Origin of the sequence: Frigoribacterium sp. ME-P-080, from assembly GCF_030209595.1 — a bacterium.
In the GTDB taxonomy this organism is placed as follows: Bacteria; Actinomycetota; Actinomycetes; order Actinomycetales; family Microbacteriaceae; genus Frigoribacterium.
On record NZ_JARVRR010000001.1, the window covers coordinates 15,652 to 41,354 of the forward strand.

24 protein-coding genes are annotated in these 25,703 nt (G+C 72.2%); 10 read left to right on the plus strand and 14 right to left on the minus strand.

What is annotated here, in order from left to right:
* The 4 genes from QRN23_RS00085 to QRN23_RS00100 form a co-directional block, all read right to left on the minus strand.
* The gene (locus tag QRN23_RS00085) at positions 1-1,050 is read right to left on the minus strand and encodes an ABC transporter permease (protein WP_043594640.1); all 1,050 of its coding nucleotides are present in this window, start codon (positions 1,048-1,050) and stop codon (positions 1-3) included.
* A 14-nt stretch (positions 1,051-1,064) separates the two neighbouring features.
* Positions 1,065-2,609, minus strand: coding sequence for a sugar ABC transporter ATP-binding protein (locus tag QRN23_RS00090; RefSeq protein ID WP_285061873.1), 1,545 nt, complete (start codon positions 2,607-2,609; stop codon positions 1,065-1,067).
* 77 nt (positions 2,610-2,686) lie between these two features.
* Complete coding sequence (locus QRN23_RS00095) at positions 2,687-3,694, minus strand: substrate-binding domain-containing protein (RefSeq protein WP_123571405.1); 1,008 nt, start codon at positions 3,692-3,694, stop codon at positions 2,687-2,689.
* Positions 3,695-3,710: 16 nt separating this feature from the next.
* The gene (locus tag QRN23_RS00100) at positions 3,711-7,133 is read right to left on the minus strand and encodes a tetratricopeptide repeat protein (protein ID WP_285061876.1); all 3,423 of its coding nucleotides are present in this window, start codon (positions 7,131-7,133) and stop codon (positions 3,711-3,713) included.
* Positions 7,134-7,225: 92 nt separating this feature from the next.
* Here QRN23_RS00100 and QRN23_RS00105 point away from each other — a divergent pair, with 92 nt between their 5' ends.
* A complete protein-coding gene (locus QRN23_RS00105) occupies positions 7,226-8,092 on the plus strand; it encodes an AraC family transcriptional regulator (RefSeq protein WP_043594638.1) in 867 nt (288 codons plus the stop codon).
* A gap of 306 nt (positions 8,093-8,398) precedes the next feature.
* Here the strand turns inward: QRN23_RS00105 and QRN23_RS00110 are convergent, their stop codons facing one another.
* The gene (locus tag QRN23_RS00110; protein WP_285061878.1) at positions 8,399-9,445 is read right to left on the minus strand and encodes an NAD(P)-dependent alcohol dehydrogenase; all 1,047 of its coding nucleotides are present in this window, start codon (positions 9,443-9,445) and stop codon (positions 8,399-8,401) included.
* Between the two features lie 328 nt (positions 9,446-9,773).
* Between QRN23_RS00110 and QRN23_RS00115 the strand changes: the two genes are divergently transcribed.
* Both QRN23_RS00115 and QRN23_RS00120 read left to right on the plus strand, forming a co-directional pair.
* Positions 9,774-10,130, plus strand: a complete 357-nt coding sequence (locus QRN23_RS00115) for a VOC family protein (RefSeq protein WP_173153774.1) — start codon at positions 9,774-9,776, stop codon at positions 10,128-10,130.
* A 128-nt stretch (positions 10,131-10,258) separates the two neighbouring features.
* Complete coding sequence (locus tag QRN23_RS00120; protein ID WP_285061881.1) at positions 10,259-10,798, plus strand: PadR family transcriptional regulator; 540 nt, start codon at positions 10,259-10,261, stop codon at positions 10,796-10,798.
* A gap of 285 nt (positions 10,799-11,083) precedes the next feature.
* Here the strand turns inward: QRN23_RS00120 and QRN23_RS00125 are convergent, their stop codons facing one another.
* On the minus strand, positions 11,084-11,914 hold the full coding sequence (locus QRN23_RS00125) for an oxidoreductase (protein WP_285061883.1): 831 nt from the start codon (positions 11,912-11,914) through the stop codon (positions 11,084-11,086).
* Between the two features lie 428 nt (positions 11,915-12,342).
* Between QRN23_RS00125 and QRN23_RS00130 the strand changes: the two genes are divergently transcribed.
* The 4 genes from QRN23_RS00130 to QRN23_RS00145 all read left to right on the plus strand — a co-directional run bounded on the left by QRN23_RS00130 (position 12,343) and on the right by QRN23_RS00145 (position 14,127).
* Positions 12,343-12,696: a carboxymuconolactone decarboxylase family protein gene (locus QRN23_RS00130; RefSeq protein WP_285061885.1), complete on the plus strand. Its 354-nt coding sequence runs from the start codon at positions 12,343-12,345 to the stop codon at positions 12,694-12,696.
* 7 nt (positions 12,697-12,703) lie between these two features.
* On the plus strand, positions 12,704-13,114 hold the full coding sequence (locus QRN23_RS00135) for a (R)-mandelonitrile lyase (RefSeq protein ID WP_285061887.1): 411 nt from the start codon (positions 12,704-12,706) through the stop codon (positions 13,112-13,114).
* Positions 13,115-13,237: 123 nt separating this feature from the next.
* Entirely contained in the window at positions 13,238-13,459 is a 222-nt protein-coding gene (locus QRN23_RS00140) for a hypothetical protein (protein ID WP_285061888.1), read from the plus strand.
* Positions 13,460-13,542: 83 nt separating this feature from the next.
* The gene (locus tag QRN23_RS00145; RefSeq protein WP_285061890.1) at positions 13,543-14,127 is read left to right on the plus strand and encodes a DUF1349 domain-containing protein; all 585 of its coding nucleotides are present in this window, start codon (positions 13,543-13,545) and stop codon (positions 14,125-14,127) included.
* Between the two features lie 133 nt (positions 14,128-14,260).
* Here the strand turns inward: QRN23_RS00145 and deoC are convergent, their stop codons facing one another.
* Genes deoC through QRN23_RS00180 form a run of 7 tightly spaced genes read right to left on the minus strand, consistent with a single transcriptional unit; the run spans position 14,261 to position 22,323 of the window.
* Positions 14,261-14,971, minus strand: a complete 711-nt coding sequence (deoC, locus tag QRN23_RS00150; protein WP_285061892.1) for a deoxyribose-phosphate aldolase — start codon at positions 14,969-14,971, stop codon at positions 14,261-14,263.
* A gap of 49 nt (positions 14,972-15,020) precedes the next feature.
* Positions 15,021-16,082 carry an ABC transporter permease gene (locus tag QRN23_RS00155; RefSeq protein WP_192123064.1) on the minus strand — a complete coding sequence of 354 codons (1,062 nt, stop codon included), beginning with the start codon at positions 16,080-16,082 and terminating at the stop codon, positions 15,021-15,023.
* Entirely contained in the window at positions 16,075-17,673 is a 1,599-nt protein-coding gene (locus QRN23_RS00160) for a sugar ABC transporter ATP-binding protein (protein ID WP_285061897.1), read from the minus strand. The genes QRN23_RS00155 and QRN23_RS00160 overlap by 8 nt, the downstream gene beginning before the upstream one ends.
* Position 17,674: 1 nt before the next feature.
* Positions 17,675-18,625 carry a sugar-binding transcriptional regulator gene (locus QRN23_RS00165; protein WP_285061899.1) on the minus strand — a complete coding sequence of 317 codons (951 nt, stop codon included), beginning with the start codon at positions 18,623-18,625 and terminating at the stop codon, positions 17,675-17,677.
* Positions 18,622-20,223: an FGGY-family carbohydrate kinase gene (locus QRN23_RS00170; protein ID WP_285061901.1), complete on the minus strand. Its 1,602-nt coding sequence runs from the start codon at positions 20,221-20,223 to the stop codon at positions 18,622-18,624. The genes QRN23_RS00165 and QRN23_RS00170 overlap by 4 nt, the downstream gene beginning before the upstream one ends.
* Position 20,224: 1 nt before the next feature.
* Positions 20,225-21,337 carry a galactitol-1-phosphate 5-dehydrogenase gene (locus QRN23_RS00175; RefSeq protein ID WP_285061902.1) on the minus strand — a complete coding sequence of 371 codons (1,113 nt, stop codon included), beginning with the start codon at positions 21,335-21,337 and terminating at the stop codon, positions 20,225-20,227.
* Positions 21,334-22,323 (minus strand): substrate-binding domain-containing protein, encoded by a 990-nt coding sequence (locus QRN23_RS00180; protein ID WP_192123068.1) that lies wholly within the window; start codon positions 22,321-22,323, stop codon positions 21,334-21,336. The genes QRN23_RS00175 and QRN23_RS00180 overlap by 4 nt, the downstream gene beginning before the upstream one ends.
* Before the next feature lie 165 nt (positions 22,324-22,488).
* Here QRN23_RS00180 and QRN23_RS00185 point away from each other — a divergent pair, with 165 nt between their 5' ends.
* Both QRN23_RS00185 and QRN23_RS00190 read left to right on the plus strand, forming a co-directional pair.
* Positions 22,489-23,004, plus strand: a complete 516-nt coding sequence (locus tag QRN23_RS00185; protein WP_285061904.1) for an ASCH domain-containing protein — start codon at positions 22,489-22,491, stop codon at positions 23,002-23,004.
* A 231-nt stretch (positions 23,005-23,235) separates the two neighbouring features.
* Positions 23,236-24,231: an NADP-dependent oxidoreductase gene (locus QRN23_RS00190; RefSeq protein WP_285061905.1), complete on the plus strand. Its 996-nt coding sequence runs from the start codon at positions 23,236-23,238 to the stop codon at positions 24,229-24,231.
* Positions 24,232-24,280: 49 nt separating this feature from the next.
* Here QRN23_RS00190 and QRN23_RS00195 read toward each other — a convergent pair whose 3' ends face one another.
* The gene (locus QRN23_RS00195) at positions 24,281-24,883 is read right to left on the minus strand and encodes a TetR/AcrR family transcriptional regulator (RefSeq protein ID WP_285061906.1); all 603 of its coding nucleotides are present in this window, start codon (positions 24,881-24,883) and stop codon (positions 24,281-24,283) included.
* Positions 24,884-24,991: 108 nt separating this feature from the next.
* Between QRN23_RS00195 and QRN23_RS00200 the strand changes: the two genes are divergently transcribed.
* Complete coding sequence (locus QRN23_RS00200; protein WP_173153806.1) at positions 24,992-25,702, plus strand: SDR family oxidoreductase; 711 nt, start codon at positions 24,992-24,994, stop codon at positions 25,700-25,702.
* The last annotated feature ends 1 nt before the right edge of the window (position 25,703 follow it).

Sequence of the window (25,703 nt, forward strand, 5' to 3'; positions counted from 1 at the left end):
CTAGCTCTCTTCGATCGACCCGCGCTTGCGGGACAGGGTGACGTTGAGCAGCACGGCGAGCACGATGATGACACCGCGGACGACGCTCTGCAGGAAGGAGTCGACGCCGAGCAGCACGAGCCCGTTGCCGATGAGGGTGATGAAGATCACGCCGAGGAAGGTGCCGATCAGGCTGCCCCGGCCGCCCGACATCGCGGTGCCGCCGATGACGACCGCGGCGATGACGTCGAACTCGAGGCCGTTGGCGGCGCCGGCGTTGCCCGAGCCGAGGCGGGCCGCGAGCAGCACGCCGCTGAGGGCGCCGAGCATGCCCATGATCGCGAACAGCACGATGCGCACCCGGGCCACCTTGATGCCGGCCAGCCGGGCGGCCGCCGCGTTGCCGCCGATCGCGAAGACCGAGCGGCCGAACGCGGTCTTGCGGGCGACGAAGGCGAAGACGAGGAAGGCCAGGATCATCACGACGGCGGGCGTCGGGACGCCGAACACCGTGCCGGTGAGGAACGGCATGACCGGGTCGTCGAGCGGCAGCGGCACGGGCAGGGCGTCGGTGCCGAACTGGCCGAGGCCCCGCAGCACGCTCCAGAGCCCGAGGGTGGCGATGAACGACGGCACGAGGAACCTCGCCCGCAGCACGCCGGCGAGGGCACCCCAACCGGCTCCGACCACGAGCGTGATGAGGATCGCCAGCAGGGCGGGCAGCCCCCACTGGGTCATGGCGACGGCGACGATCACCGACGAGAGCGCGACGGCGGGGCCGGTGCTCACGTCGATCTCGCCGGCGATGATCACCAGGGTCATGCCGGTGGCGGCGATGCCGATCAGCGCGGCGTCGCGCAGCAGGCCGCTCTGGTTCGCCACGGTGAAGAAGCCGACCGCGTTGAACATCAGGTAGAGGTACAGCAGCACGATCGCGACCAGCAGGCCGACGATGTTGACGAGCGTGGTGTTGCGACGGAAGGCGTCGCGGACGCGACCGAGCGCGGAGTCACGAGGCGCGCCTCCTGGTCCGCCGGTCGGGGTGGTCGTGGGGTCGAGTGTGGTGGTCATCGGGTCGTCCTTCTTCAGCTCGAGACCATGGAGGCCTGGAGCAGCACGGGCAGGGAGATGTCGGGGGCGCGGAACTCCTCGCGGAGGCCGCCGTCGCGCAGCACGAGCACGCGGTCGCAGGCGAGGGGCAGCTCTTCGATCTCGCTCGAGACGAAGACGACGAGCTTGCCGGTGTCGGCGACGGCGCGCATGATCTCGTAGATCTGCGCCTTCGCCTCGACGTCGACGCCTCGCGTCGGCTCGTCGAGCAGCAGCACGCGGCTGTCGGCGTGCAGCCACCGCGCGATGACCGCCTTCTGCTGGTTGCCGCCGCTGAGCGTGCCGATCGGCCGGCCCAGGTCGTGCGCCTTGATGTTCAGGCGCTCGGCGAGCGCCTTCGTGGCCGTCGCGATCGCACCCGACGACAGCGCGCCTCCTCGGGTCACCCGGCCGAAGTCGCTCATGACGATGTTCTCGTCGATGCCGAGGCCGGGGATCACGCCGCGGCCCTTGCGGTCCTCGGGCGTCATGCCGACCCCGAGCGCGAGCATGCGGGAGGCGCTGGGCCGGTCGACGACGGAGCCCGCGATCGCGATCGTGCCCCCGGTCGCCGGACGGAACCCCGCGATCGCCTGGAGCAGCTCGGTGCGTCCCGAGCCCAGCAGGCCGGCGATGCCCAGCACCTCGCCGGCCCGACCCTCGAAGGTGACACCCGAGAGCTTCGGGGAGACCGCGAGGTCGGTGACGGCGAGCAGCACCTCGCCGCTCGTGACGGGGCGCGTCGCGACGGCGCGCTCCCCGGGGTCGGCGCCGATCATCAGCTCGATGATGTGGGCGGTGTCGCTGCCGGCGATCGACACCGTCTCGACGACCTTCCCGTTGCGCATCACCGTGGCCGTGTCGGCGATCTGCCGGATCTCGTCCATGCGGTGGCTGACGTAGAGCACGGCGACGCCCTGCGCCGCGAGGCGCTTGACCGTGTCGAGCACGAGGTCGACCTCGGCGGCGGCGAGCGCGCTGGTGGGCTCGTCGAGGATGAGGAGGCGCGGGTCGTCCTGCAACGCCCGGCCGATCTCGACGATCTGCTGTTGCGCGAGGGTCAGCCCGGCGACCTCGGCGTGAACGTCGATGTCGGCGCCGAGGCGCTCGAAGGTGGCCCGGGCCCGCTCGACCATGGCCCGGGTGTCGATGCCGAAGCGGCCGCGCGGCCACCGGCCCATGGCCAGGTTCTCGGCCACGGTCACGCCGGGCACGAGGCTGAGCTCCTGATAGCACGTGGCGACGCCTGCGGCGGCGGCCGCGGTCACGCCGCCGGCGCCGAGCGGCACGCCACCGAGCAGGACCTCGCCGGTCGTGGGGGTCTCGACCCCGCTCAGCAGCCGGATCAGCGTGGACTTGCCGGCACCGTTCTGGCCGAGCAGCGCCCGCACCTCGCCGGCGTGCACGGCGAAGTCGACGCCGTCGAGCGCGGTGACGCCGGGGTAGACCTGGCTGACGCCGCGGGCCTCGGCGATGGGGGCGCCGCGGTCACGGGCGGGATCGAGCGGCGCGTCCGGGGTGGGAGCTGTCGACTCTGACAAGGGGATCCTCCTGGGATCGAGGGGACGGGGTGAGGGGCGGCGGGGGCCCGGCGTCGTGCCGGGGCCCCCGGCGCCGATCAGGGGAGGCCGTCGGGGTGGGTCTCGGTCCACCCGGCGGCGTCGGCCGGCAGGTACAGGTCGATCGGTGCGGCCACGACCTTCTCGTCGGGCGTCTTGCCGTCGATGGCGTCCTGGGCCGCGGCGAAGGCGAGCTTGCCCGCCTCGATGCCGCTGATGTCGACGACGGCCTTGAGCACCGAACCGTCGGCGAGCTCGGCGGCGATGTCGCTCGTCATGTCCGAACCGAAGACGGCGACCTGACCGACGAGCCCTCGGGTCTGCACGGCCTTGTAGGCGCCGACGGTCGCGCCGCCCGCCTCACCGTAGAGACCGTCGAGGTCGGGGTTCGCGCTGAGCATCTGCTCGGCGGTCGAGACGGCGGTGTCGACCTCGGCGCCCTCCTGGTTGGCGACGAACACGGTGCCGGGCAGGGCCGCGGTCAGTGCCTCGGAGAAGCCCTTGTAGCGCTGCTGGCAGACCTCGTACTGCTCGCAGTTGATGACGCCCATCCTGGGCGCCGTGATGCCGGCCTCGGTGAAGTAGGCCGCGGCCTGCTTCCCGAGGTCGCCGCCGAACTTCAGCGGGTCGCCGAGCACCCACGCCGTGACGTACTGGTCGACGGCGTCGTCGCTGACGCAGGTGTTGTAGCAGATGACCGGGATGCCGGCCTCGCTGGCCTGCCGGACCGCGGGGACGCTGCCGTCGGTCGAGACCGCGGACAGGATGATGGCGCTGACGGCGGACGAGGTGAGCGTGTTCATGAACGAGCTCTCCTTCGACACGTCGCCCGCCGAGGTGGACTCGAGGAAGTCGACGTTCTTCGAGTCGGCGTCCGCGGCGTCCTGGACGCCCTTCTTGACGCCGCCGTAGAAGCCCTGGGAGTCGAGGTAGAGGGCGCCGATGCGCTCGGTGCCGCCGTCGCCTCCGTCGGCGCTGGGGATGGAGCAGCCCGCGAGCGCGACCGACGCGGCGAGCGCGGCGGCCACGGCGAGGACGCGCCGTCGGGTCCTGGTGATGGGTGACATGGGTCGGGGTTCCTTTCTAGGGGCGCACGGCGTCGTCGCCGGGCGTGACCACGGGTGCGGTCGGGTCGGAGGAGGCGCGGGTCGGGTCGGTCGTGACCCCGAGCTCGGCCGAGAGGGCGGCGACGACGCGGCGCAGGGTCGCCACCTCGGCGTCGCGCACGTCCTGCGGGTCGTCGTGGAAGAGCAGCATCGACGGTAGCGAGGTGGCGAAGTAGTCGACCTCGCCCGGTGTGCGCGAGAGCTCGTCCACGTACGAGTCGAAGTCCCCCAGGAGGTCGGCCGCCCGCTCGACCTCGCCCAGACGGGAGAGGGCACGGACGGTGGCCGCGCTGCGCTCGGTGAAGGCCTGCGTGGCCATGCCCGCGAAGTCGCCGGTCGACCGGGAGGCCGCGGACCAGGCGGCCCGGGCGGCGTCGACGTCTCCCGCCGCGGCGAACGCGTCGCCGAGGGCCAGGTGCAGCTCGGCCGTGGTGGCGAGCGGGTGCCGTGCCTCGCCGAGAGTGGCGGGTGGCGTGAGGGCGGCCTCGACGGCGGATCGCGCCCGGTCGGCGTCGCCCTCGGCCAGCGCCCGACGGGACACGGCGAGGCACGCGTCGTCCCAGGCGCCGAGCACCTGGCCCTCGCCGCCCTCCCAGGGCTGGAAGCTGCGCGAGGTGAGCACGGCGAGCGCGTCGTCCGGGCGTCCCACCTCGGTGAGCAGTCGGGCGCGCACCACGCAGAGGTCGTCCCGCTCGGCGACGAGGTCGATCCGTGACTCGAGCTGGGCCAGCCGGTCGTCGGCGGACGCCCCCAGCCGCCCGGCCAACTCGTCGGACTCGAAGAGCAGCCGGGAGTCGTCGGGACGGACGCGCAGCGCGTCGTCGTAGTGACGTGCCGCGAGGTCGGGGTCGGCCAGCACGTTGTAGGCGGCCACGCCGAGGTTCCGCTGCACGACGGCGGCCTGCGCGTCGTCCAGGTCGGTCGCGGCGGCCCGTCGCCACGCGTCGACGGCGTCCTGCCCGCGGCCCCGGTCGTACCACCAGCTGCCCAGCAGCGACCAGGCGAGGCCGTCGGCCGGCTCGAGGGCGACCGCGTCGAGCAGGGCGGCGACGTCGTCGAGGCGCGAGGGCAGGCAGTTGGTCGCGTCGAGGGCGTGGACCGTGGCGAGTGCCCGGCGCGCCTCGTCGACGCGGCCGGTCCTCGCCAACGAGGAGGCGCGGTGGTAGGCGAGCAGCGGACCGACGGCCACCTGCCCGAGCGCGGTGGAGGCGACGGCCCCCTGGGCGAGGTCGAGGACGCGGAGCGCCTCGTCGACGTGCCCGGACGAGCCGTACTCGAGCGCGACGTCGAGCAGCGTCGGGGCGTCGTCCGTGAGGCGTCGGCCCGCGAGGTGTCGCGCCCACTGGTCGAGCGGGTCGAGCTCGAGGGTCTCGGCGAGCAGCCGGTCCGCCTCGTCGTGTCGGCCGAGGCCGCGCAGGGTCAGCGCGAGCAGGTCGCGCACCTGCAGGTTGTCGGTGCCGTGCGACAGGGCCGTGCGCAGCAGGGCCTCGGCCCGGACGGGGTCGGCCGGACCGGCGAGCCGGGCCAGGGCCAGCGACGCGGGAGCCACCCAGGCGGCGTTCCAGGCGGACTTCTCCAGCGCCTCCTTCGCCTCGGGGGTGCGCCCGAGGCGCAGGAGCGTGAGGCCGAGACGATAGAGGGCCTCGCCGTCGGCCGGGTTCGGCGCCCAGGCCGACTGACGGCCCACCGCGACACGGAGGAGCGCGAGGGCTTCGTCGTAGCGGGCCGCGGCGTGGAGGAGGGTCGCCAGGGCGACGTTGCTCCGCACGTCGCCCGGGTCGCGGCGGAGCGCCTCACGCCAGTAGGGCTCGGGCGAGCGGGTCGCGTGACGGTACTGCCGCAGGTACTGGCCGATGAGGAAGAGCTCCTCGACGGTCTCGACGTCGGCGGGGGCGGGCGGGGCGACGGCGGCCTCGGGGGCGGCGATCTCGGGGGCGCCGGGCTCCGGGGTGCCGGCGGCGGCCACCGCGTCGAGGCTCGCCCGGACCGTGGCGCCGAGCACCGTGACGAGCGTGCGTCCGGCGGAGCGCGCCTCCACGACGACGTCGGAGAGGAGGACGCCCGCCGGCAGGGACCGGTCGAGCACCGACGGCAGGCCGGGTTCGACGTCGACCGTGACCGAGTCGAGGACGGTGCCGTCGACGGTGCGGACGACGACCTCGGCCCGCGGGTGGACGGCCGTGACGGCGAGACCGATGCGCAGGACGCTCCCGGCCCCGGCGGGGGCGTCGAGCTGCTCGACGCGCAGGGCCGCGTCACGGGTCGCCTGGTGGGCGGGGCCGATCTCGGTGATCGGGTACCAGAACTGGCTGAAGGTCTTCGTCTCGCCCGGGGTGAGGAACGAGAAGTCGGGCTGGTTGTCGGTGTAGACGCCGGCCATGAGCTCGACGTAGGGGCCGTCGGAGTCGGTGAGGTTCGCGTCCCAGGCGTGGCCGAAGGGGGCGTCACCCCAGGTCCACTGCTTCTTGCCGGGCGAGATGGCCCGGTCGGCCCAGTGCACGAAGCCCGCGCGCCGCCCGTGGTCGTAGCCGCCGAAGAAGTCGTCGTCGGTGTGGGTCACCATGTACGAGGTCGGCACGGGGATGTTGCGGTACCAGTCGAGGCGGTCGGCGTCGGGGTGCTCGTCGTCGACGCGGGCCGGGTAGTCGACGCCGTAGTAGTCGCCCTCGACCCGGGGGAAGGTCACGACGGCCCGTTTGGCGTGGTCGGCCACGTGCCGCACGTCGGTCGGGAAGAACGACTGGTAGTCGTCGCCCACGGCGGCGGCGACGTTGGCCCACCAGAGGAAGGTCTGCGTCTCGTCGCTGCGGTTGAAGAGGCGCACCCTGGCCTCGATGAGCGACGAGTCGGGGCGCAGCCGGATGCCGTGCATGCCCTTCATCCGGGCGAAGGGGTCGTGGTCGGAGCACCACACCGTCACCGACCCGTCGGCCTCTCGCTCGATCGACACGTCGGTCGGCAGGAAGGTCGCGGGGCGGTGGTGCTGGGGCCAGTTGAACTCGACGCCGCCCGAGATCCACGGACCGGCCAGGCCGACCAGGGCCGGCTTGATGACGTTGTTGCGGTAGAAGACGTCGTAGTCGGCGGTCTTGTCGTACGCGACGTGCAGCCGTCCTCCGAGCTGGGGCAGGATCACCAGGCGCAGCCAGCGGTTCTCGAGGTGGACGGCCTGCCACTCGTGCGGCCGCTTCTCGGCGGAGATGCGCTCGTGGAACGGCAGCGGGAAGACCCGCCCGGACGATCCCTGGTAGACGCGGGCGTCGAGGAAGGCGGGGTACCGGTCGGGCTCGCCCGGCAGGTAGGTGTCGAGGACGAGGGGTTCCGACCAGACGGCGACTCCGGCGTCGGCCTGATCAGTGGGCACGGGGGGAAGAGCCATCTTCGACTCGGCGGTGAGCATGGTCCGAGCGTACGGAGGCCCCGAGCCCGTCGGAACGACCGATCCTGCCGACTGCCTGGACGAAACCACTGCGGCGGACCAGACTCGTCCACATGCTCCTCGAGGACGGCTTCCCCGGTCAACGCCTGCTCGTCATGCCCCGACCCCGGGTGCGGGCCGCCCTCTCGCGGCCGGGCACGTCCCACCTCGTCGTCACCGACGCGGGCTACTTCCCCCGGGCCCGGGCGCACGGCATGACCCGGCCCGACGGCGTCGACCAGTGCGTGGTGCTGGTCTGCACCCGGGGCTCGGGCTGGTGCGAGGTCGCCGGGGTGCGGCACCCCGTGCGGTCGGGGCAGGTCGTGATCGTGCCTCCGGGCGTCGCGCACGCCTACGGTGCCGACGACGCCACCCCCTGGACCCTTTGGTGGCTGCACGTGGCCGGGCACGACCTCGCCGAGTTCCTCCGGGTCGCGGGGGTGCGGGCCGGCGCCCCGGTGCGCGAGCTGTCGGACGTCTATCGCATCGTGGCCCTGGTCGAGGAGGTCGTCCAGGCCATGGAGCGCGACCAGACCTTCGCCAGCGCCCTGGCCGCCTCGGGAGCCGCGTGGCACCTCATGGCGCTCGTGTCGTCCGAGCGGACGGCCGGGGCACCACGGGTGTCCGCGGTAGGTCAGGCCCAGGAGTACCTGCGTCAGCACGTCACCGAGCGCGTCTCGGTCGACGAGCTCGCCGCGATGGCCCGGCTGAGCCCCTCGCACTTCGCCACCCGCTTCCGCCGCGAGACCGGCGTGACGCCGCTGCGGTACCAGACCCAGTTGCGCATGGCGCGGGCCCGCGAGCTGCTGGACACGACCGACTCGCCGGTCGGCCTCGTGTCCGAGCGCGTCGGCTACGTCGACCCCTTCTACTTCGCCCGCCAGTTCAAGGCCGTCCACGGGGTCTCACCGACGGCGTACCGGGCGCAGCGGAAGGGCTGAGCCGCCGACGCCTGCCTCGAGACACCCGGTTCCGAACGATGCACCCAGAAGCTTCCGGGTGCATCGTTCGGGACCGGGTTCATCGGCGCAGGAACTCACGCATGGCGCGTCGAGCGATGCGGTCCGGCGAACCGCAACCCGGCTCACGCACTGCACCGCGTTTCGTGCACTGCACCGCGTCTAGTCGGGGTGCAGTGCACGAAACGCGGTGCGGTGCGGTGCGGTGCGGTGCGCCCACGGCCCACCCCGGGGACGACGAACGCCCCCGCACACTCGGTGCGGGGGCGTCCGGCGGAACGGCTCGGATCAGGCGAAGGTCGCCGCGTCGATCACGAAGCGGTAGCGCACGTCGGACTTCAGGACGCGCTCGTAGGCCTCGTTGATCTGGTCGGCGTCGATCAGCTCGGTCTCGGGCACGATGCCGTGCTCGGCGCAGAAGTCGAGCATCTCCTGGGTCTCGCGGATGCCGCCGATGGCCGAACCGGCCCAGCTGCGACGCGCGGGGATGAGCGCGAACGCGGGCACCTCGAGCGGCTCGGACGGGGCGCCGACGTTGACGAGCGTGCCGTCGACGGCGAGCAGGCCGAGGTAGGCGCCCATGTCGACCTTCGCCGACACGGTGTTGATGATCAGGTCGAACGAGTTCGCCAGGTCGGTGAAGGTCTGCTCGTCGCTGGTCGCGTAGTGCGCCTTGGCGCCGAAACGCAGCGAGTCCTCCTTCTTCGAGGTGGTCTGCGACAGCACGGTGACGTCGGCGCCGAGTGCGGCGGCGATCTTGACGCCCATGTGGCCGAGGCCGCCCATGCCGACGATGGCGACCTTGGTGCCCTCGGTGACGCCCCAGTGGTGCAGCGGCGAGTACAGCGTGATGCCGGCGCAGAGCAGCGGCGCGACCTTGTCGTAGTCGAGCGACTCGGGCACGCGCAGCACGAAGTCCTCGGTGACGACGACGGCCTGCGAGTAGCCGCCCTGGGTGATGCTGCCGTCGGCCGGGTCGACGCCCGTGTAGGTGCCGACGTTGCCCTTGGCGCAGTACTGCTCGTCGCCGCGCTTGCAGTACTCGCACTCGCCGCACGAGTTGACCATGCAGCCGACGCCGACGCGGTCGCCGACCTTGTGCTTGGTGACCTCGGAGCCGACCTCCGAGACGGTGCCGACGATCTCGTGGCCCACGACCTGCGGGTACTGGATCTCGCCCCACTCGCCGCGGACGGTGTGGATGTCGCTGTGGCAGATGCCGGCGTAGGCGATGTCGATCATGACGTCCTTCGGGCCGACGTCGCGGCGCTCGATGGTCGTCTTGACGAGGGGCTCGGTGGCGGACGGTGCCGCGTAGGCGTTGACGGTGCGCATGGGTCTCCTGGGGGTGGATTCGGTACGGGGACGAGGGGCGGGTCGGAACGCGGTGCTCGACGACGGGCTCCTCGTCCTCGACGCTACGCCCCCGCGCCGATCGTGGGAGGCCCTGGCAGGGCCCCCGACGCGACGGCCCGCAGGAGGCGGGGTGCGCGTCCGTCCGGCACCGCGCCTCCTGCGGGTGGTCCGCTCGGGCACCGGGCACCGTGAGACACGCTTCCGGGTGGGAAAGTGCCCTGACTCGCGGCTCGGCTCGCACGGTGCGCGGCGTAGCAAGGAGCCAGACGCAGCACCGGGTGGTCCGGTGCCGGACGAAGGAGTCGACATGGCAAGCGGAGTGGCAACGGTATGGGTGCCCGTGACGGACATGGGGCGGGCGACGGCGTTCTACCGTGACGCGCTCGGCCTCACGGTGAAGGACGAGAGCGACGACTGGACCGAGATCGACGCCAACGGCCTGATGATCGGCCTCAACGGTCGAGAAGAGGCCGCGGCGTCGAGCGAGGGCGGGGCGGTCATCACGTTCCAGCCCGACGGCAGCCTCGAGGACGCCCTGGCCGACCTGCAGGCGCGCGGCGCCGACGTGACGGGCACGATCAGCGAGCACCCGTGGGGCCGCATCCTGCCCTTCAAGGACTCCGAGGGCAACGACCTGCAGTTCTACACGCCGCCGACCGACTGACGTCGGGGCCCCCAGGAGGCGCGGTGCCGGTCCGACCGGCACCGCGCCTCCCGCGTGTGGTGGCGCCGCGGCAGGGCCGGTCGCGCCGCGGTCGCGTCGACCCGGCCGCGACCCCCCATGATGTGGGGATGGTCACCGAGATCCTCATCCTGAGCAACCTGCTCGCCGGCCCGCAGCACGGGTACGACATCAAGCGGAACGTGCGGCGCCCGGGCCTCGGCGTGGTCAACAACAACGCCGTCTACACGACGCTGAAGCGCCTGCACGACCGGGGCGCGCTCGACCGTCGCACCGTGGAGACCACGGGTCGCCCTAACCGCCAGGTGTTCTCGCTCACCGACGCGGGCCGCGACCTGCTGATCGGGCGGGTCGCCGACTTCCCCGTCTCCCGCGCCGGCGACGACGAGGAGTTCTACGTCCGGTTCGCGCTGCTGGACCTGGTCGACGAGGCGACGCGGGCGACGATCTTCGCCACGCGCCTCCAGGCCCTCGACGAGCGCATGGCGACGGCCCAGGCCTACCTCGACGCCAGCGACGACGACGCGACGCGCTTCCCCGTCCAGTCGGTGGCCATGTTCCGGCACCTGCTCGACCAGCTGCGCAGCGAGCGGGCCTGGGTCGAGGACTACTCGCGCGACGGCGAGATCGGTGCCCTCAGGGCCCCGTAGAGCGGGGCACCTTTTTCGTCCCGTCCATTGATGACTAGTACCAACTGGACTAGCGTGACCTCGAAGCCACGCGTCAGCCGATCGCGTCACCTCGTCGCCGGCAGCCGACGTCACCGGCGTGGGCCGGCCCGGGCGACGAGGCGCCGTCGGGTCGTCGTGGCAGGGGCGTCACCGGTCGGGCCGGGGTGACCGCGGGGGGTCGCGGGCACTCCGGAGGTGACGGCCTGCAGGAGGAGCGGGGTCGTCTGAACCGACACCGCACCTCCTGCAGGTGAGGCGTCCGGCTCAGGCGTCGAAGTCGGTGGCGCGACTGCGCTCCGCCCACGCGTCGACGTCGCGGCGGAGGTCGTCGAGTGCGCCCGTGACGATCTCGACGGCGTCCGAGCCGAGCAGCAGCAGGTACGGGGCCGCGCCCGAGTCGACCGCGTCGACGAGCAGGCGGGCACCGGCGGCGGGGTCGCCGGGCTGGGTGCCGTCCGAGGTGTCGGCCTCGATGCGGCGACGACCGGCGGTCTCGGCGTAGTCGGCGATGGGCGTGGCGGACTGCGTGAGCGAGCGCCCCGAGAAATCGGTGCGGAACGAGCCCGGTTCGACGACCGTCGCCGTGATGCCGAGCGGGGCGAGTTCGGTGCGCAGGGCCATGGTCATCTGCTCGATCGCGGCCTTGACGGCGCCGTAGTAGCCCGAGCCGGGGCCCGTGCGGCGGGCGCCGATCGACGACAGGTTGACGATCGTGCCGCTGCGGCGGGCGCGCATGCCGGGCAGGACGGCCTTGACGGTGCGGACGCTGCCGTGGAAGTGCGTGTCGAACAGGCGCGCCACGTCGGCGTCGTCGCCCTCCTCGACGGCGGAGCGGTAGCCGTAGCCGGCGTTGTTGACGAGGACGTCGACGCCGCCGAACCGCTCGGTGGCGAGGTGGACGGCCGCGGTCACCTGGTCGGGGTCGGTGACGTCCAGGGCGGTGGCGACGGCGTGGTCGGGGTGGGCGTCGGCGATGTCCTGCACGGCCGAGGCGTCGCGCGCGGTGACGACGACGTCGTGTCCGCGGGCCAGCGCCTCCTCGGCGAAGGCTCGCCCCAACCCCGTGGAGCAGCCGGTGATCAACCAGGTCGACATGTGTTCTCTTCTCTCTCGTGCGTCGCGGTCGCTGACGCGCCGCACTCCAGACAACCAAGGAGGCGCGGTGCCCGTCGGGTCCCGCCGCCCCCTGTCCCAGCAGTACCCCCTCGCGTCGCTGCCCCGCGTCGCTGCCCCGCGTCGCTGCCCCGCGTCGCTGCCCCGCGTCGCACCGCCCACTGAACGTCGCACCGCCCACGTGCGCGGTGCGACGTCCAGTCGGCGGTGCGACGTCGGCGCCCGGCTCCCGCCGGGGCGGGGCGTGTCGGGCTGAGGGACCCTGGCGGGGCCTCCCTGCCCCGCCCGCGCCGGCCTAGCGTCGAGAGCGACCCGGCCCGGCCCGGCATGCATCCCGCCGCCGCCCGGAGTCGGCGTCCGGCACCGGACGTCCCGGCCCGACCTCGACACCCACCCCCAGGAGCGCACCTATGTCAGATCAGCCCGTCCAGGTCGGCGGAGGGCGCACCCTCTTCGGCGACTTCGCCCCCAAGCTCGCCGAACTCACCGACGACGTCCTCTTCGCCGACGTCTGGAACCGCCCCGAACTGTCCGCGCGCGACCGCAGCCTCGTCACCGTCGCGGTGCTCACCGCCGGCGGCAACACCGAGCAGCTGCGGTTCCACCTCGGCCGCGCCGTCGAGAACGGCGTCACCCGGGACGAGCTCGTCGAGGCGATCACCCACGTGACGCTCTACGCGGGCTGGCCCCGCGGGATGGCCGCCATGGGCGTCGCCAAGGAGCTCTTCACCGACGACGCAGACGACGACACCGACGAGAAGTGAGGAACCCGTGAAGATCCTGCCCCCGCAGCCCACGACCCTGAACCCCGACGAGCAGTTCCCGGGTCAGGTGTGGCTCGACCCGATCGTCACCCCGCAGACCGACGACCAGCGCACCACCGTCGCGACGGTCCGCTTCGCGCCCGGCGCGCGGACCGCCTGGCACCACCACGCGCGGGGCCAGTTCCTGTACGTCACCGAGGGCGTCGCCCGGTTCGGCACCCGCGACGGGAAGGTCGTCGACGTCCACCCCGGCCAGACGATCTACCTCGCGCCCGGCGAGGAGCACTTCCACGCCGCCGCCGAGGGCAGCTTCATGGAGCACGTCGCCATCCTCGAGGCGGCCGACGACCCGGCGACCACCACGACCTGGCTCGAGCGCATCACCGACGAGGACTACGCCGGCCGGGACGCCGACTGAGGCGCCGAGACCCCGGGAAGTCGCCGAGGAGGCGCGGTGCGATTCGATCCGGCACCGCGCCTCCTCGGGTCGCTCCGTCGCGCGGCCGAGCCGTTCGCGGCCGAACGCTCGTAGGGTCGAGGGATGACGACGACGTGGACGACCCTGCAGCTCCTCCTCTCCGCCGGAGTGGTCGTGTGCGGCGCGCTGCTGACGAGGGGTGGCAGTGACCTCGTGGGCGTGCTGATGATCCTCAGCGGGTCGGCCTCGATCGTGGTCGGGCTGCGGGCCATGGCCGTGACCCGGCGCGTCGAGAGGCAGCACGCCGCCCTCGAGGCCGGCGACCCGCCGACGCACGAGCGCTGACGCCAGCGCTGACGCCCCCGCCGACGGCACCACCGATGTCAACGCCGCCACTCCCCCCGACCACCACCGAGCACGAGGCCCCCATGACCGACATCCCCTGGACCACCGGCACCTGGACCACCGAGCCGACCGCGGTCGACGTCGCCGACGACGGCCTGCGCGTCACGGCAGCCGAGGGCAGCGACGCCTGGCGCCTCACGTCGTACGGGTTCGTCCACGACACCGAGCACGCCCTGGTCGCCCCGTTCGAGCAGGGCACCGCCATGGAGGTGTCGTTCGTCCTCGACTTCTCGGCGCAGTTCGACCAGGCCGGGATCTTCGTCTCGGTCGACCCCGAGACCTGGGTCAAGGCCGGGGTCGAGCTCAGCGACGGCGAGCAGAGCCTCGGCGCCGTCGTGACGCGGGGCGAGTCCGACTGGTCGCTCTCCCCGGTCGAGTGGACCGGCCGCACTGTGACGATCCGAGCGAGCCGCTCCGGAGACGCGCTCACCATCCGGGCCCGGGTCGACGCCGAGCCCTGGCGCCTGGTCCGCGTCGCCCCGCTCGCCCCGGACGCCGCGGCGAGCGCCGGCCCCTTCTGCTGCGCCCCCTCGCGCGCCGACCTCACCGTGCACTTCACCTCGTGGACGACGTCCGCCGCCGACGAGAGCCTGCACCCCGAGGACTGAGCACCCCGGCCGGGGCAGCCCGCAGGCTGAGCATGCGCCTGACCCCACGGGCCGCTCCCGGCAGAGCTCAGGAGGCGCGGTGTGGGTGAGACGCGGAGCCTCGTGGTCGCGCTCAGCTCACGACCTGGGCGGATCAGTACCCGGCGACGGTGCCGCCGGCAGCGGCGTCGGCGAGCAGGGCGCGACTGCCGGACACGCCGAGCCGCGTGGCCCCCGCGGCGACGAACGCCCGGGCATCGGCGAGAGTGCGGACGCCGCCCGATGCCTTGACACCGAGCCGGCCACCGACGGTGCTCGACATGAGCTCCACCGCATGAACGGTGGCTCCGCCAGCGGGGTGGAAGCCGGTCGAGGTCTTGACGAAGTCCGCCCCGGCCGACTCGGCCGCTCGGCAGACCGCGACGATCTCGTCGTCGGTGAGCGCCGCCGACTCGATGATGACCTTGAGCACGGTCGGGGTGGGGACGGCTGCGCGGACCGCGGCGACGTCCTCCTCCACCGAAGCGAAGTCGCCTGCCTTGGCGGCGCCGATGTCGATGACCATGTCCACCTCGTCGGCGCCCGCTCGCACCGCCTCCGATGCCTCGGCGGCTTTGACGGCCGACGTGTGCTTCCCGCTGGGGAACCCGGTGACGACGGCGACCTTCAGGTCGGCACCCTCGGGCAGCACGAGGGGCAGCATCGACGGCGAGACGCACACCGAGTACGTGCCGAGCTCGATGGCTTCGGCGATCAGCGCGTCGACATCGCCACGGGTGGCCCCGGGTTTGAGCAGGGTGTGGTCGATCAGCCGTGCGACCTCGGTGGTCGTGGGCGCGGCGTCGGTCGAGGTGGCGTCGGTCATGTGTGGCTTCTCTCTCGGGGTGTACGGCTCGGAACGAAGGAAGGGGCGATCAGGCGCGCTTGCCGCGCTGGTCGAGGACGTGGTTCATGATGAGCGCCGCGACGAGGATGAGCCCCGTCACCACCATCTGGAAGAACGAGCTCAACCCCATCAGGTTGAAGAGGTTGCGCAGCACGGAGAGCAACAGCACGGCGATGAAGGTGCCTGCGACGCCACCCTTGCCACCGAAGAGGCTCGTGCCGCCGAGCACGACGGCCGCGATGGCGTCCAGCTCGAGCCCCTGGTTGGCGGTCGGCTGACCGATGGTGAGACGCCCGGTGAGGAGCACGCCCGCGAAGGCCGCGAGGCCGCCCGAGATGACGTAGACGCTCGTGACGATGCGGTTCACGGGCAGCCCCGAGAGACGTGCGGCGTCCTTGTTGCTGCCGACGGCGTAGACGTACTCGCCGTAGGTGGTGCGCTTCAGCACGAAGGCGACGACGAGCGTGACCAGGATGAACAGGACGCCGACGACGGGCACCCCGGCGATGGTGCCCGCTCCGAGGAAGCGCAGGCCGGTCGGGATCTCCGAGGTCGTGGGGGTGCCGTTCGTCGTCAGGTAGGTGACGCCCCGGACGCTCTGCAGCGCCGCCAGGGTCACCATGAAGGCGGGCAGCTTGAGGTAGGCACTGAGGCTGCCGACGACACCTCCGCTGACGACGCCCGCTCCGATGGCGAGCAGCACGGCGATCGGCCACGGGACGCCCACGCCGATGAAGATCGCCACGAGCATGCCGGCGAGGGCCGCGACGCTGCCGACGGAGAGGTCGATCCCGGCGGTGAGGATGACCAGGGTCATGCCGATCGCGACGATGCCGACGAGGCTCGACTGCTGCAGGAGGTTCGAGAGGTTCTGCTGGGACAGGAACTCGGGTGCGACCAACGACGCGACCACGAAGAGCGCGACGAAGATGATCAACAGGTTGAACCGCACGAGGAGCGCCTGTCGCTGCTGGCGACCGGTCGCCTTCCCCGGCACGAGTGGTTTGCGAGGCCCGGTGGGGCCCGACGCTCCCCCGCCGCCGCGTCCCGAGGCGCGAGGAGTGTTGGTGATGACGGCGTTGTCAGTCATGGTCGATGCTTCCTGTCACGACGGCGCGGGCGATCTCGGCCGCAGGCGTCTGGTGGGGTTCGTATTCGGCGACGTTGCGGCCCTCGTGGAGGACCCAGACGCGGTCGCAGTTCTCGGTGAGTTCGGACAGTTCGCTGCTGGCCATCAGGACGCCGACACCGGTCGCGGCGAGTTCTCGCACCTGGGCGAAGAGATCCGCCTTGGCCCCGACGTCGAGTCCTCGGGTCGGTTCGTCGAGCAGCAGGAGGTCGATGCCGCGAGCCATCCACTTGGCGAGCACGACCTTCTGCTGGTTGCCGCCCGAGAGCTGTCCGACGGCTTGGTCGACGTCCGCGTACTTCACGCCGAGCCCCGCGAGGGGGCCGGCGGCGACGCGGCGAGCGGCTGCGGCGGGGTTGAGCCCGAACGGCCTCAGCGCGGCAAGCCCGGCGTTGCGCAGGATCGACAGCTCGAGCAGCAAGCCCTGGCGTTTGCGATCTTCGGGCACCAGGCCGATGCCGAGGGCGACTGCCCTCTGCGACGACATCTTCGTGTGCCGCCGACCTCGGAAGGTCATGTCGAGTGCCGCGGACGAGTCGCCGAAGACCGAGGCGAGCAGGGTCGTTCGACCGGCACCGCCGAGCCCCGCGAGACCGACGATCTCGCCGGGTCGCACCCGTACGCCCCGCACGTCGAGCACCCCGGGGATGACCGCGCTCTCGATGTCGAGCAGTTGCCCGGTGCCCGTGAACGGCGGTCGCGTCGTGCTCTCCGACTCGGCGAGCTCCCGGCCGATCATGGCGTCGACGAGGTCGCGCTTGCTGACGGCGTCGACGGCGTAGGTGGCCACGGTGCGGCCGTCGCGCATCACCGTCGCGCGATCGCCGATCGCCTTGACCTCGTCGAGGCGATGCGAGATGTAGACGATGGACCTCCCCTCGGCGACGAGCTCGCGGATCACGTCGAACACGGCCTCGAGATCGTGCTCGGTGAGCGTGGCGGAGGGCTCGTCCATGACGATGATCCGCGCGTCGCTCGTCAGTGCGCGAGCGATGGCGGCCAGCTGCTGCTCCGAGACCGAGAGCGACCGGACGAGGGCCGACGGCGAGAACGTGCCCCCGACACGACGGATCGCCTCGGCCGCGAGCTCGGTGCGTCGACGGTGATCGACGAGCGGACCGCGGGTCGGCGCGTGGCCGAGGAACAGGTTCTGCGCGACCGTCAGGTCGGGGACGAGGTCGAGTTCCTGGTAGATGGTCGCGATGCCGGCGCGCACCCCGTCGAGCGGGTTCGAGAACGAGACGACCTCGCCGGCCACGGTGATCGTGCCCTCGTCCGGCAGGTACGAACCCGACAAGATCTTCATCATCGTGCTCTTCCCCGCGCCGTTCTCGCCGAGCAGGCAGTGCACCTCTCCCGGGGCGACCTCGAGGGTCGCCCCGTCGCAGGCCCGGGTGCCGGGAAACGACTTGACGATGCCGGTCATGACGAGCGCGGGCACGGCCGCGCCGTCGTCCCCGGAGGACGAGGAGGCGCGGGTCGGGCCCGAATCGCCGGCCCCGAGGCCGTGCGCGTGCGTGGTGGCCTCGGCCACCGGTCTCGCGATGTTCATGTCAGTGCTCCAGTACAGCCCGCGCGGCTGCCTCGTCCGTGACGAGCACGGAGCAGAGGCCGCTGACGAGGGCGGCGTCGATGATGCGGGACTTGGCGGCGCCGGCGGCGACCGCGACGCTCTGGGGGTGGGCGCGCAGGTCGTCGAGCGTCAGCCCGACGGTGCGGCTCTCGACGTCGGCGTCGGCGATGCCGCCGTCAGTCGTCACGTAGTGCCCGAGGACGTCGCCGACAGCACCGGCGCCGCGGAGGCGCAGCAGTTCCTGGGCGGTCACGGCCCCGCTCTGCGCGAGCACGCTGCGCGGTCCGAGGGCTCCCAGCGAGAACAGCAGGGCGTCCGCTCCACGGGCGCTTTCGAGCACCTCGACCACGAAGGCCTCGCCGTACAGGGCGTCCCGCGTGGCGACGTGCTCGACGATGGCGGGCACGGGCAGCAGTGTCGCGCGACCGTCCCCGCTGTGGGCGATGCTCTGGGCGACGTTGGCGGCCGTCGTGGGTCGGACGGACCGGCTGATGCCGCCGTTGACCTGGATGACCTCGATGCCCTGGGTCCAACCGTGCGGCAGCACCGCCGCGACGCCCTCCATCGTGTTGCCCCACGACACGCCGAGGGTGCGGAGCCGGTCGCCGTGCGACCGCAGCCACCCGGCCGCGGCGACCGCGACGTGCGCGTGCCCGTGCTCGTCGTCGTCAGGGGTCGGCACGACCACGCAGGCCCCGAGCCCGAACCGCGTACGGAGCTCCTGCTCCAGGTCGCTCTTGCGGGCCTGCGGGTGCACGACCCGGATCTGCACGATGCCCTCGGCACGCGCCTCCTCGAGCAGGCGCCCCACCTTCCACCGGGTGAGGTGCAGGTCGCGTCCGATCTCCTCCTGCGTGCGGCCCCGCTCGTAGTAGGCCTGCGCGACCGAGAGCAACAGGTCCGACCGGTCGGCCTCGAGGGCGGCGCTCATCGGAGCACCGCGCCGGAGCCCGCCTCGGGCACGAGGAGCGAGCGGGCGTCCGACGGAAGCGACGCAGCGGCGGTACGACGCGCCTCCTGACGGGCCGCCGTCGCGTGCATGACGGGGGTGAGGGCGCCCACGAGTTCGATGTAGTCGTCGTAGGTCTCGCGGTAGACCTCGTGGTGCGCCGCGTCGGGCGTCAGCACCCGGGTGCGGGGCGCGAAGAGGGTGGCCCCTTCGTCGAGGTCGCCGACCAGCCCGGCACCGACCGCGCCGATGACGGCGCACGCCCGGAGCGTGAGGTTGTCGCCGTCGACGATCTCGGCCTCACGGCCCAGCACGTCGACGGTGACCTGCTGCCACAGGGCGTTCTTCTCGATGCCGCCGGAGAAGACGAGGCGCTCGCACGAGACTCCGGCGCGCTCGAACGAGTCGACGACGCCTCGCGTTCCGCAGGCGACGGCTTCGACGGCGGCGCGATAGAGCTCTTCCCGCGTCGTGCCGAGCGTCAGGCCGACGACGGCGCCGCGCAGACGGGCGTCACGGTAAGGGGTCCGGTTGCCCATGAAGAAGTCGAGGGCTCGCAGTCCGTGTACCTCGGGATCGACGGCGGTGGCACCCGCGATGAGCCCGGGGAGGTCGTCGCGGGCGATGCCCATGATCCCCTCCCCGACCCACTTCAGCACCGATCCGCTGGTGACCTGTCCGCCCTCGACGAGCCACTTGGACGTGCGGAGGGCCTGGGGGTACGGGCCCCACACCTCGGTCGTGTCGACGGGGGCGTCGACCTCGGCGATGATCGCCGACGACGTGCCCGAGACGAGCGACACCAGGCCGTCGCAGTCGCCGCCGCAGGCGAGCAGCGACACGTGGGCGTCGATGCCGCCCACGGCGACCGGAGCGCCGGGCTCCAGGCCGAGCTCGTCGGCCGCACGTCGAGTCAGCTCGCCCGCGACCGCGCCCACCGGCACGACCTCGTCCGGCAGCTTGTCGGCGAGGCCCTCGATGCCGAGGGCGGCGTAGAGCTCGACCGGGAAGCGTCGCGCGATCGGGTCGTAGTTGTACTTGCAGACGGCGTTCATCTGCGAGCCGACCCAGCGACCCGTGAGCCGGAAGGTGAGGTAGTCGATCGCCTCGACGATGCGCGACGAACGGTCGTACGTGTCGGGCTCGTTCTCGTGCAGCCACATCGCCTTCGGCACGAGCCACTCGGCGGCGTCCGATCCGCCCGACCAGGCCAGCACGGCGTGGTCGGTGGCGAAGTCGGCGGTGCGGCGGGACTGGGCGGAGGCGCGTGAGTCCATCCAGAGGATCGCAGGACGGAGGGGCGTGCCGGCCTCGTCGACGACGGCCACCGTGGAGGCGGTGGTCGCGGACGCGAGGGCGACGACGGGACCGGCGGCGCGGCACGCGTCCGTCGCCAGCAGGGTGCGGGCGGCGTCGACGAAGGCGGACCACCACTCCTCCGGGTCCTGCTCGGCCCACCCGGGACGGGGGAACGACGTCCGGTACGGACGGTGGACCGAGCCGAGCGACGTGCCGTCGTCGGTGAAGGCGCCGACCCGCGCGCCCTCGGTGCCGAGGTCGATGCTGAGGAGGACGCCCACGTCAGTCCCCGTTCGGCATGAAGATCACCTTGGAGCTGTGCTCCGAGCGGGCACCGAGCACCTGCATCATGTCGGGCAGCTCCGACAGCGGCAGCTGGTGGGTGATCATGAACTCCCACTTGAGCTCGCCGCTCGCCAGCTTGTCGGCGGCCGTGCGCCACTCGTCACCGGGGAACGGTGCCGAGAAGCTGTTCCACGAACCGTGGAGCGTGACCTCCTGGCGCAGGAAGGTGTTGAAGGTCTCCTTCGAGAGGGTGACCTCGGCGTGCGGGATGCCGATGAAGACGGCGTGGCCCTTCGGCCCGACCAGCCCGGCGGCCATGTCGACGGTCACGGGGACGCCGGCCGACTCGAGGACGACGTCGAAGCCCCGCCCGGCCAGGGCCTTGGCCTCGTCGTGGGTCTTGACCGCGTGGGTGGCGCCTGCCTCGATTGCCATCGCCGACTTCTCGGCACTGAGGTCGATCGTGACGATCTCGCCGGCGCCGGCGAGCTTGGCCCACTGCACCCCGAACAGGCCGATCGGCCCGGCGCCGACCACGAGGACGCGCTGTCCCGTGCGGAGGCCGGTCTTCCAGAGTGCGTGGAGCGCGATGGCCGCGGGGTCGAGCATGGCCGCCGCTCGGGAGTCGATGCCGGCCGGCATCTTGAGGAGGTTGCCGACGGGTGACACGACGTACTGGGCGTAGGCGCCGTTGCTGCGGCTGCCGAAGTAGTCGTAGTCCTCGCAGAGCCCGAAGTCGCCGCGGACGCAGAAGTCGCAGTGCCGGCAGGGGATGAGCGGCGGCACCGAGACGAGGTCGCCGAGGTCGAAACCGGTGACGCCGTCGCCGAGCTCGGCGACGTGGCCGCTGAACTCGTGACCGCAGATGATGGGCATGACGTAACCGCCGTTGCGGAGCATGCGCGGGATGTCCGACCCGCAGACGCCGCAGGCCGCCACTTTGAGGAGGACCTCGCCCGGGCCGGGGCGCTGGACGGCGGCTTCCTCGACGCGGATGTCGCCGGGGGCGTACATGACGGCGGCCGTCATCGTCTCGGGGATCTCGCCCCCGTCGACGCCCGGACGATCGGTGGTGCCGGTGCCGGTGCCGGTGCTGGTGCTCGTGGTCACTTGCTTGCCTCCGCGAATGTGGTGGTGCCGACGAACGTCGACGCGTTGTCCTTGCTGATGAGTCCGGTGCCGGCGTCGACGAACGCGTCGACCTTTTCCCCGCGGGCCACGGCGCTGGCCGTGTCCACGGCGGACGCGCCCTGCGACCCGGGATCGTTCACGGCCGTCGCGACGTACTGATCGCCGTTGGCGATCGCCTCGACCGCCTCCATCAGGCCGTCGACGCCGAAGACCTTGACGTCGGTGCGTCCGTTCTCGTCGAGCACCTGTAGGGCACCCAGGGCCATGTCGTCGTTGTGGGCGTAGACGGCCTTCACGTCGGAGTTCGCCTGCAGCAGGTCCTGCATGGCGGTGACGGCTTCGCTGCGGACGTAGTTGGCGTAGGGCCCCTCGACGACCGAGATGCTCGGCACCGCGTCGACCGCGTCGTGGAAGCCGGCGCTCCTGGCCGCCGCCACCGCGCCTCCGGCGTCGCCCTGGATCTCGACGACGGTGCCGCCCGAGTCGCCGAGGGTCTTCACGAGCTCGTCGCCGACGAGCTTGCCCATGGCCTCGTTGTCGCGCCCGACGAACGACACGGCGCCGCTCTCGACCGGGCGGTCGACGGTGACGACCTGGATGCCTGCCGCGTCGGCGGCGGCGAGTGCCGGGGCGACGCCCTTCGGGTCGACGGGGTTGATGATCAGGACGTCGACGCCGCGCGTGATGAGGTCCTGCACGTCGTTGTTCTGCTTGGTGACGTCGCCGTTCGCGTCGACGAGGAGCAGCTCGTCGCCGTTCTCCTCGGCGCGGGCCGTGGCGGCATCGCTGAGTGACACGTAGAACGGGCTCTGCTGCGTCGCCTGGCTGAAACCGATGGTCAGCGCCTCGTCGGCAGACGCTGTCTTGGCGGCCGCGCCGGTCTCGCCCGGGACGGAGCAACCGGCGAGCGCCAGCGTCGTCGCGGCGAGAGCGGCGGCGACGGGGATCATGCGTGAGAACTTCATCGTTCCTCCTGGAGTGCGGCCCCTCGTTGGGCCTGCCACAAGGTAGGTCGGTCGGTGGGACAGGGTCAACATCCGCGCACGACTTTGCTCATGTGAGCAAAGTCGGCACGTCTTCGGAACTCATCCGCGCCTCCAAGGCACCGGCCCTCTGGCACGATCGTCCCCATGAGCGATGCACCCGCCACCCGTTCCGTCGCGCCGCCGGACCGCTATGCGGCGACCGCGATGTGGACTGCCTACTGCGCGTCCCGACGGGCGACGGACGCGGTCGACGACGACTACACGGTGGAGCACTTCGGCGACACGGCGCGGCTCGCCGACGAGCTGCTCGAGGCGGTGCTGTCCGGTCGGAAGCGGGCGACCGCCGAACTGGTGTCGGAGTTCGCGCATCGGGGCGATCCGTTGCCGCGGGTCGGGTCGCACTGGATCGCATGCGACAGCACGGGGGCTCCTCGGATCGTCATCCGGAGCCTGCAGTTGCGCATCGGCGGGTTCTCCACCGCCGACGCTGCCTTCGCCTTCGCCGAGGGTGAGGACGACCGCACGCTGAACAGCTGGCAGCACGAGCATCGGCGCTACTGGGAGCGCACGTGTCGAGCTCGTGGCGTGACGTGGTCCGAGCAGGACGAGATCGTCTTCGAGCACTTCGCGATCGTGTGGCCGCCGGAGCACGCGGACTGAACACCGCCGGGGCCGTGGGTGCCGAGGGCCGAAGGTCAGACCGAGAAGGCGCGGCGACGGTCGGTGACGGGTCGGCCACAGTCGAGGTCCGCCCTTGACAATATTGTTGAGTGCGCTCAGCATTGAGCACACTCGGATGCTTGAGTCGAGACCCCTCGCGCTGAGGACGTCGCGGGCCGCGCGAGCGATCCCACCACCCCAGCCACACCCACAGCCCCCAGGAGCACCCCCATGCGAGCCTTCGCCTTCGACGCCTACAAGCAGCCCCTGCACGAAGTCGACGTCCCCGAGCCCACCGTCGGCGTCCACGACGTCCTCGTCAAGGTCGAGGCCGCCGGTCTGAACCACCTCGACGCGAAGATCCGCGAGGGCGAGTTCACGCTGATCCTCCCGTACCGGACGCCCCTCGTCCTCGGCCACGACGTCGCCGGGACGGTCATCGAGGTCGGCGGCTCGGTCCGCAGCCTGAAGCCCGGCGACGAGGTCTTCGCCCGCCCCCGCGACCACAGGATCGGCACCTTCGCCGAGCGCATCGCCGTCGACGAGGCCGACGTCGCCCTCGCCCCGACCTCGATCAGCACCGTCGAGGCCGCGTCGCTCCCCCTCGTCGCCCTGACCGCCTGGCAGGCCCTCGTCGAACGCGGCGACGTGCAGCCCGGTCAGAAGGTCCTCGTCCACGCGGGTGCCGGTGGGGTCGGTTCGATCGCGATCCAGCTCGCGAAGCACCTCGGCGCGCACGTCGCGACCACCGCCTCCTCGTCGAACGCCGACTTCGTGCGCGAGCTCGGTGCCGACGTCGTGGTCGACCACCGCACGCAGGACTTCGAGCAGGAGCTGTCCGGCTACGACCTCGTCCTCGACAGCCTGGGCGCCGAGAACCTGGCGAAGTCGTTCCGGGTGCTCCGCCCCGGCGGCATCGCCATCGGCATCCAGGGCCCGCCCACTCCCGCCTTCGCCAAGGCCGCGGGGCTGAACCCCGTCGTGCGCCTCGCGATCGCCGGCCTCAGCCGCAAGGTGCGTGCCCAGGCGAAGAAGCTCGGTGTCTCGTACGAGTTCCTCTTCATGCGCGCCGACGGCGGCCAGTTGGCCGAGATCGCCGCCCTCGTCGACGCGGGCGCGATCCGACCGGTCGTCGGCGCGACGCACCCGTTCGCCGAGACGGCGACCGCGCTCGACGGCCTCGGGAAGGTCCGCATCCGCGGCAAGGCGATCGTCACCCTCCCGTGACGGTCGGCACACGGCCGACGTGGCGGGGCATCACGGCCGACGTGGCGCGTCAGCGCGGCAGGATCACCTCGAGCTGACGTCGCACCCCCGCGACGATCTCGTCGTCCGGCACGGACTCGTCGACCGCCGACGACATCGCGAGCATCATCACCGCCGACACGACGTGCGCGAACGCGGCCGCGTCGGAGGGCGTCGCCGAGGTGAGGCGTGCGACGATCCCGGCCACCGCCTCCTCGGTCCGGGCCACGATCGCGAGCGCCTCGGCGTGGTGCGGCTCCGTCGCGTCGCCGAACGCCATCTCGCGCAAGTAGGTGCGGCCGTTCTCGACCTGGGCCCGGTTGCAGTGCACGATCGGCTCGAGGACGGCGACGACCGCGTCGAGCGCGGTCGTGGCGGACGAGGAGGCGCGGATCCCCTCGTCGAGGGAGCGCGCGTAGGCCGCGTTCTGCGCGAGCAGCAGCAGCTCGCCCTTCGTGCGGGCGTAGAGGAACAGCGTGCCGGCGCCGACGTCGGCCGCCTCGGCGATCTGCTGCGTCGTCACCTCGTCGACCCCGTGTCGGCTGAACAGGTCGGACGCGGCCCGCGTGATGCGCTCGAGCTTCTCCTGCTTGTTGCGCTCGCGCCGGCCGAGCGGCAGGGCTGACGACGTCATTCGGATCTCCCGGAATAGAAACTGACTGAACTCAATTATGACATGAGTCACCTATGGCGACTCGGTCTCGAGCCGCCTCATCCTCGCACCACCCCGGAAGGAACACCCATGACCGACATCACCGGCTCCGTCGTCCTCGTCACCGGAGCGAACGGGGGCATCGGCACCCGTTTCGTCGAGGCCGCCCTCGCCCGCGGCGCCGCGAAGGTCTACGCCACGGCCCGCACCCCGCGCACCTGGGACGACGAGCGCGTCGTGCCCCTCACCCTCGACGTGACCGACCCGGCCTCGATCGCCGCCGTCGTCGAGGCCGCGCCCGACGTCACCGTGCTGGTCAACAACGCCGGCGCGAGCACCCCCACGCCCGGCATCCTCAGCCACACCGACGACGAGATCCGCGCGAACGTCGAGACCAACTTCCTCGGGCCGCTGTTCCTCGCCCGGGCCTACGCGCCGCTCCTCTCGGCGCACGGCGGCGGCACGGCCATCGTCGACATCCACTCGGCGCTGTCGTGGTTCGCCGTCGCGGGCATCTACTCGGCGACGAAGGCCGCGCTGTGGTCGGCCACGAACTCGCTGCGCCTCGAGCTGCAGCCCGCGGGCGTGCAGGTCGTCGGCGTGCACGTGGGCTACGTCGACACCGCGATGGCCGCGGGCGTCACGGACGCGAAGACCGACCCGGCGACCCTGGTCGCCGACGTGCTCGACGCCCTCGAGGCCGGCGAGCACGAGGTCCTCGCCGACGAGACCTCGCGCCAGGTGAAGGCCGGCCTGTCGGCGCCGCTCGAGGCGCTCTACCCGCAGCTCGCCGCGCGCTGAC

Bases quoted from the DNA above. Each gene is read 5' to 3' on its own strand.
- QRN23_RS00085 (WP_043594640.1), bottom strand. From the start codon at position 1,050: ATGACCACCACACTCGACCCCACGACCACCCCGACCGGCGGACCAGGA.
- QRN23_RS00095 (WP_123571405.1), bottom strand. From the start codon at position 3,694: ATGTCACCCATCACCAGGACCCGACGGCGCGTCCTCGCCGTGGCCGCC.
- QRN23_RS00100 (WP_285061876.1), bottom strand. From the start codon at position 7,133: ATGCTCACCGCCGAGTCGAAGATGGCTCTTCCCCCCGTGCCCACTGAT.
- QRN23_RS00105 (WP_043594638.1), top strand. From the start codon at position 7,226: ATGCTCCTCGAGGACGGCTTCCCCGGTCAACGCCTGCTCGTCATGCCC.
- QRN23_RS00110 (WP_285061878.1), bottom strand. From the start codon at position 9,445: ATGCGCACCGTCAACGCCTACGCGGCACCGTCCGCCACCGAGCCCCTC.
- QRN23_RS00115 (WP_173153774.1), top strand. From the start codon at position 9,774: ATGGCAAGCGGAGTGGCAACGGTATGGGTGCCCGTGACGGACATGGGG.
- QRN23_RS00120 (WP_285061881.1), top strand. From the start codon at position 10,259: ATGGTCACCGAGATCCTCATCCTGAGCAACCTGCTCGCCGGCCCGCAG.
- QRN23_RS00125 (WP_285061883.1), bottom strand. From the start codon at position 11,914: ATGTCGACCTGGTTGATCACCGGCTGCTCCACGGGGTTGGGGCGAGCC.
- QRN23_RS00130 (WP_285061885.1), top strand. From the start codon at position 12,343: ATGTCAGATCAGCCCGTCCAGGTCGGCGGAGGGCGCACCCTCTTCGGC.
- QRN23_RS00140 (WP_285061888.1), top strand. From the start codon at position 13,238: ATGACGACGACGTGGACGACCCTGCAGCTCCTCCTCTCCGCCGGAGTG.
- QRN23_RS00145 (WP_285061890.1), top strand. From the start codon at position 13,543: ATGACCGACATCCCCTGGACCACCGGCACCTGGACCACCGAGCCGACC.
- deoC (WP_285061892.1), bottom strand. From the start codon at position 14,971: ATGACCGACGCCACCTCGACCGACGCCGCGCCCACGACCACCGAGGTC.
- QRN23_RS00155 (WP_192123064.1), bottom strand. From the start codon at position 16,082: ATGACTGACAACGCCGTCATCACCAACACTCCTCGCGCCTCGGGACGC.
- QRN23_RS00160 (WP_285061897.1), bottom strand. From the start codon at position 17,673: ATGAACATCGCGAGACCGGTGGCCGAGGCCACCACGCACGCGCACGGC.
- QRN23_RS00165 (WP_285061899.1), bottom strand. From the start codon at position 18,625: ATGAGCGCCGCCCTCGAGGCCGACCGGTCGGACCTGTTGCTCTCGGTC.
- QRN23_RS00180 (WP_192123068.1), bottom strand. From the start codon at position 22,323: ATGAAGTTCTCACGCATGATCCCCGTCGCCGCCGCTCTCGCCGCGACG.
- QRN23_RS00185 (WP_285061904.1), top strand. From the start codon at position 22,489: ATGAGCGATGCACCCGCCACCCGTTCCGTCGCGCCGCCGGACCGCTAT.
- QRN23_RS00190 (WP_285061905.1), top strand. From the start codon at position 23,236: ATGCGAGCCTTCGCCTTCGACGCCTACAAGCAGCCCCTGCACGAAGTC.
- QRN23_RS00195 (WP_285061906.1), bottom strand. From the start codon at position 24,883: ATGACGTCGTCAGCCCTGCCGCTCGGCCGGCGCGAGCGCAACAAGCAG.
- QRN23_RS00200 (WP_173153806.1), top strand. From the start codon at position 24,992: ATGACCGACATCACCGGCTCCGTCGTCCTCGTCACCGGAGCGAACGGG.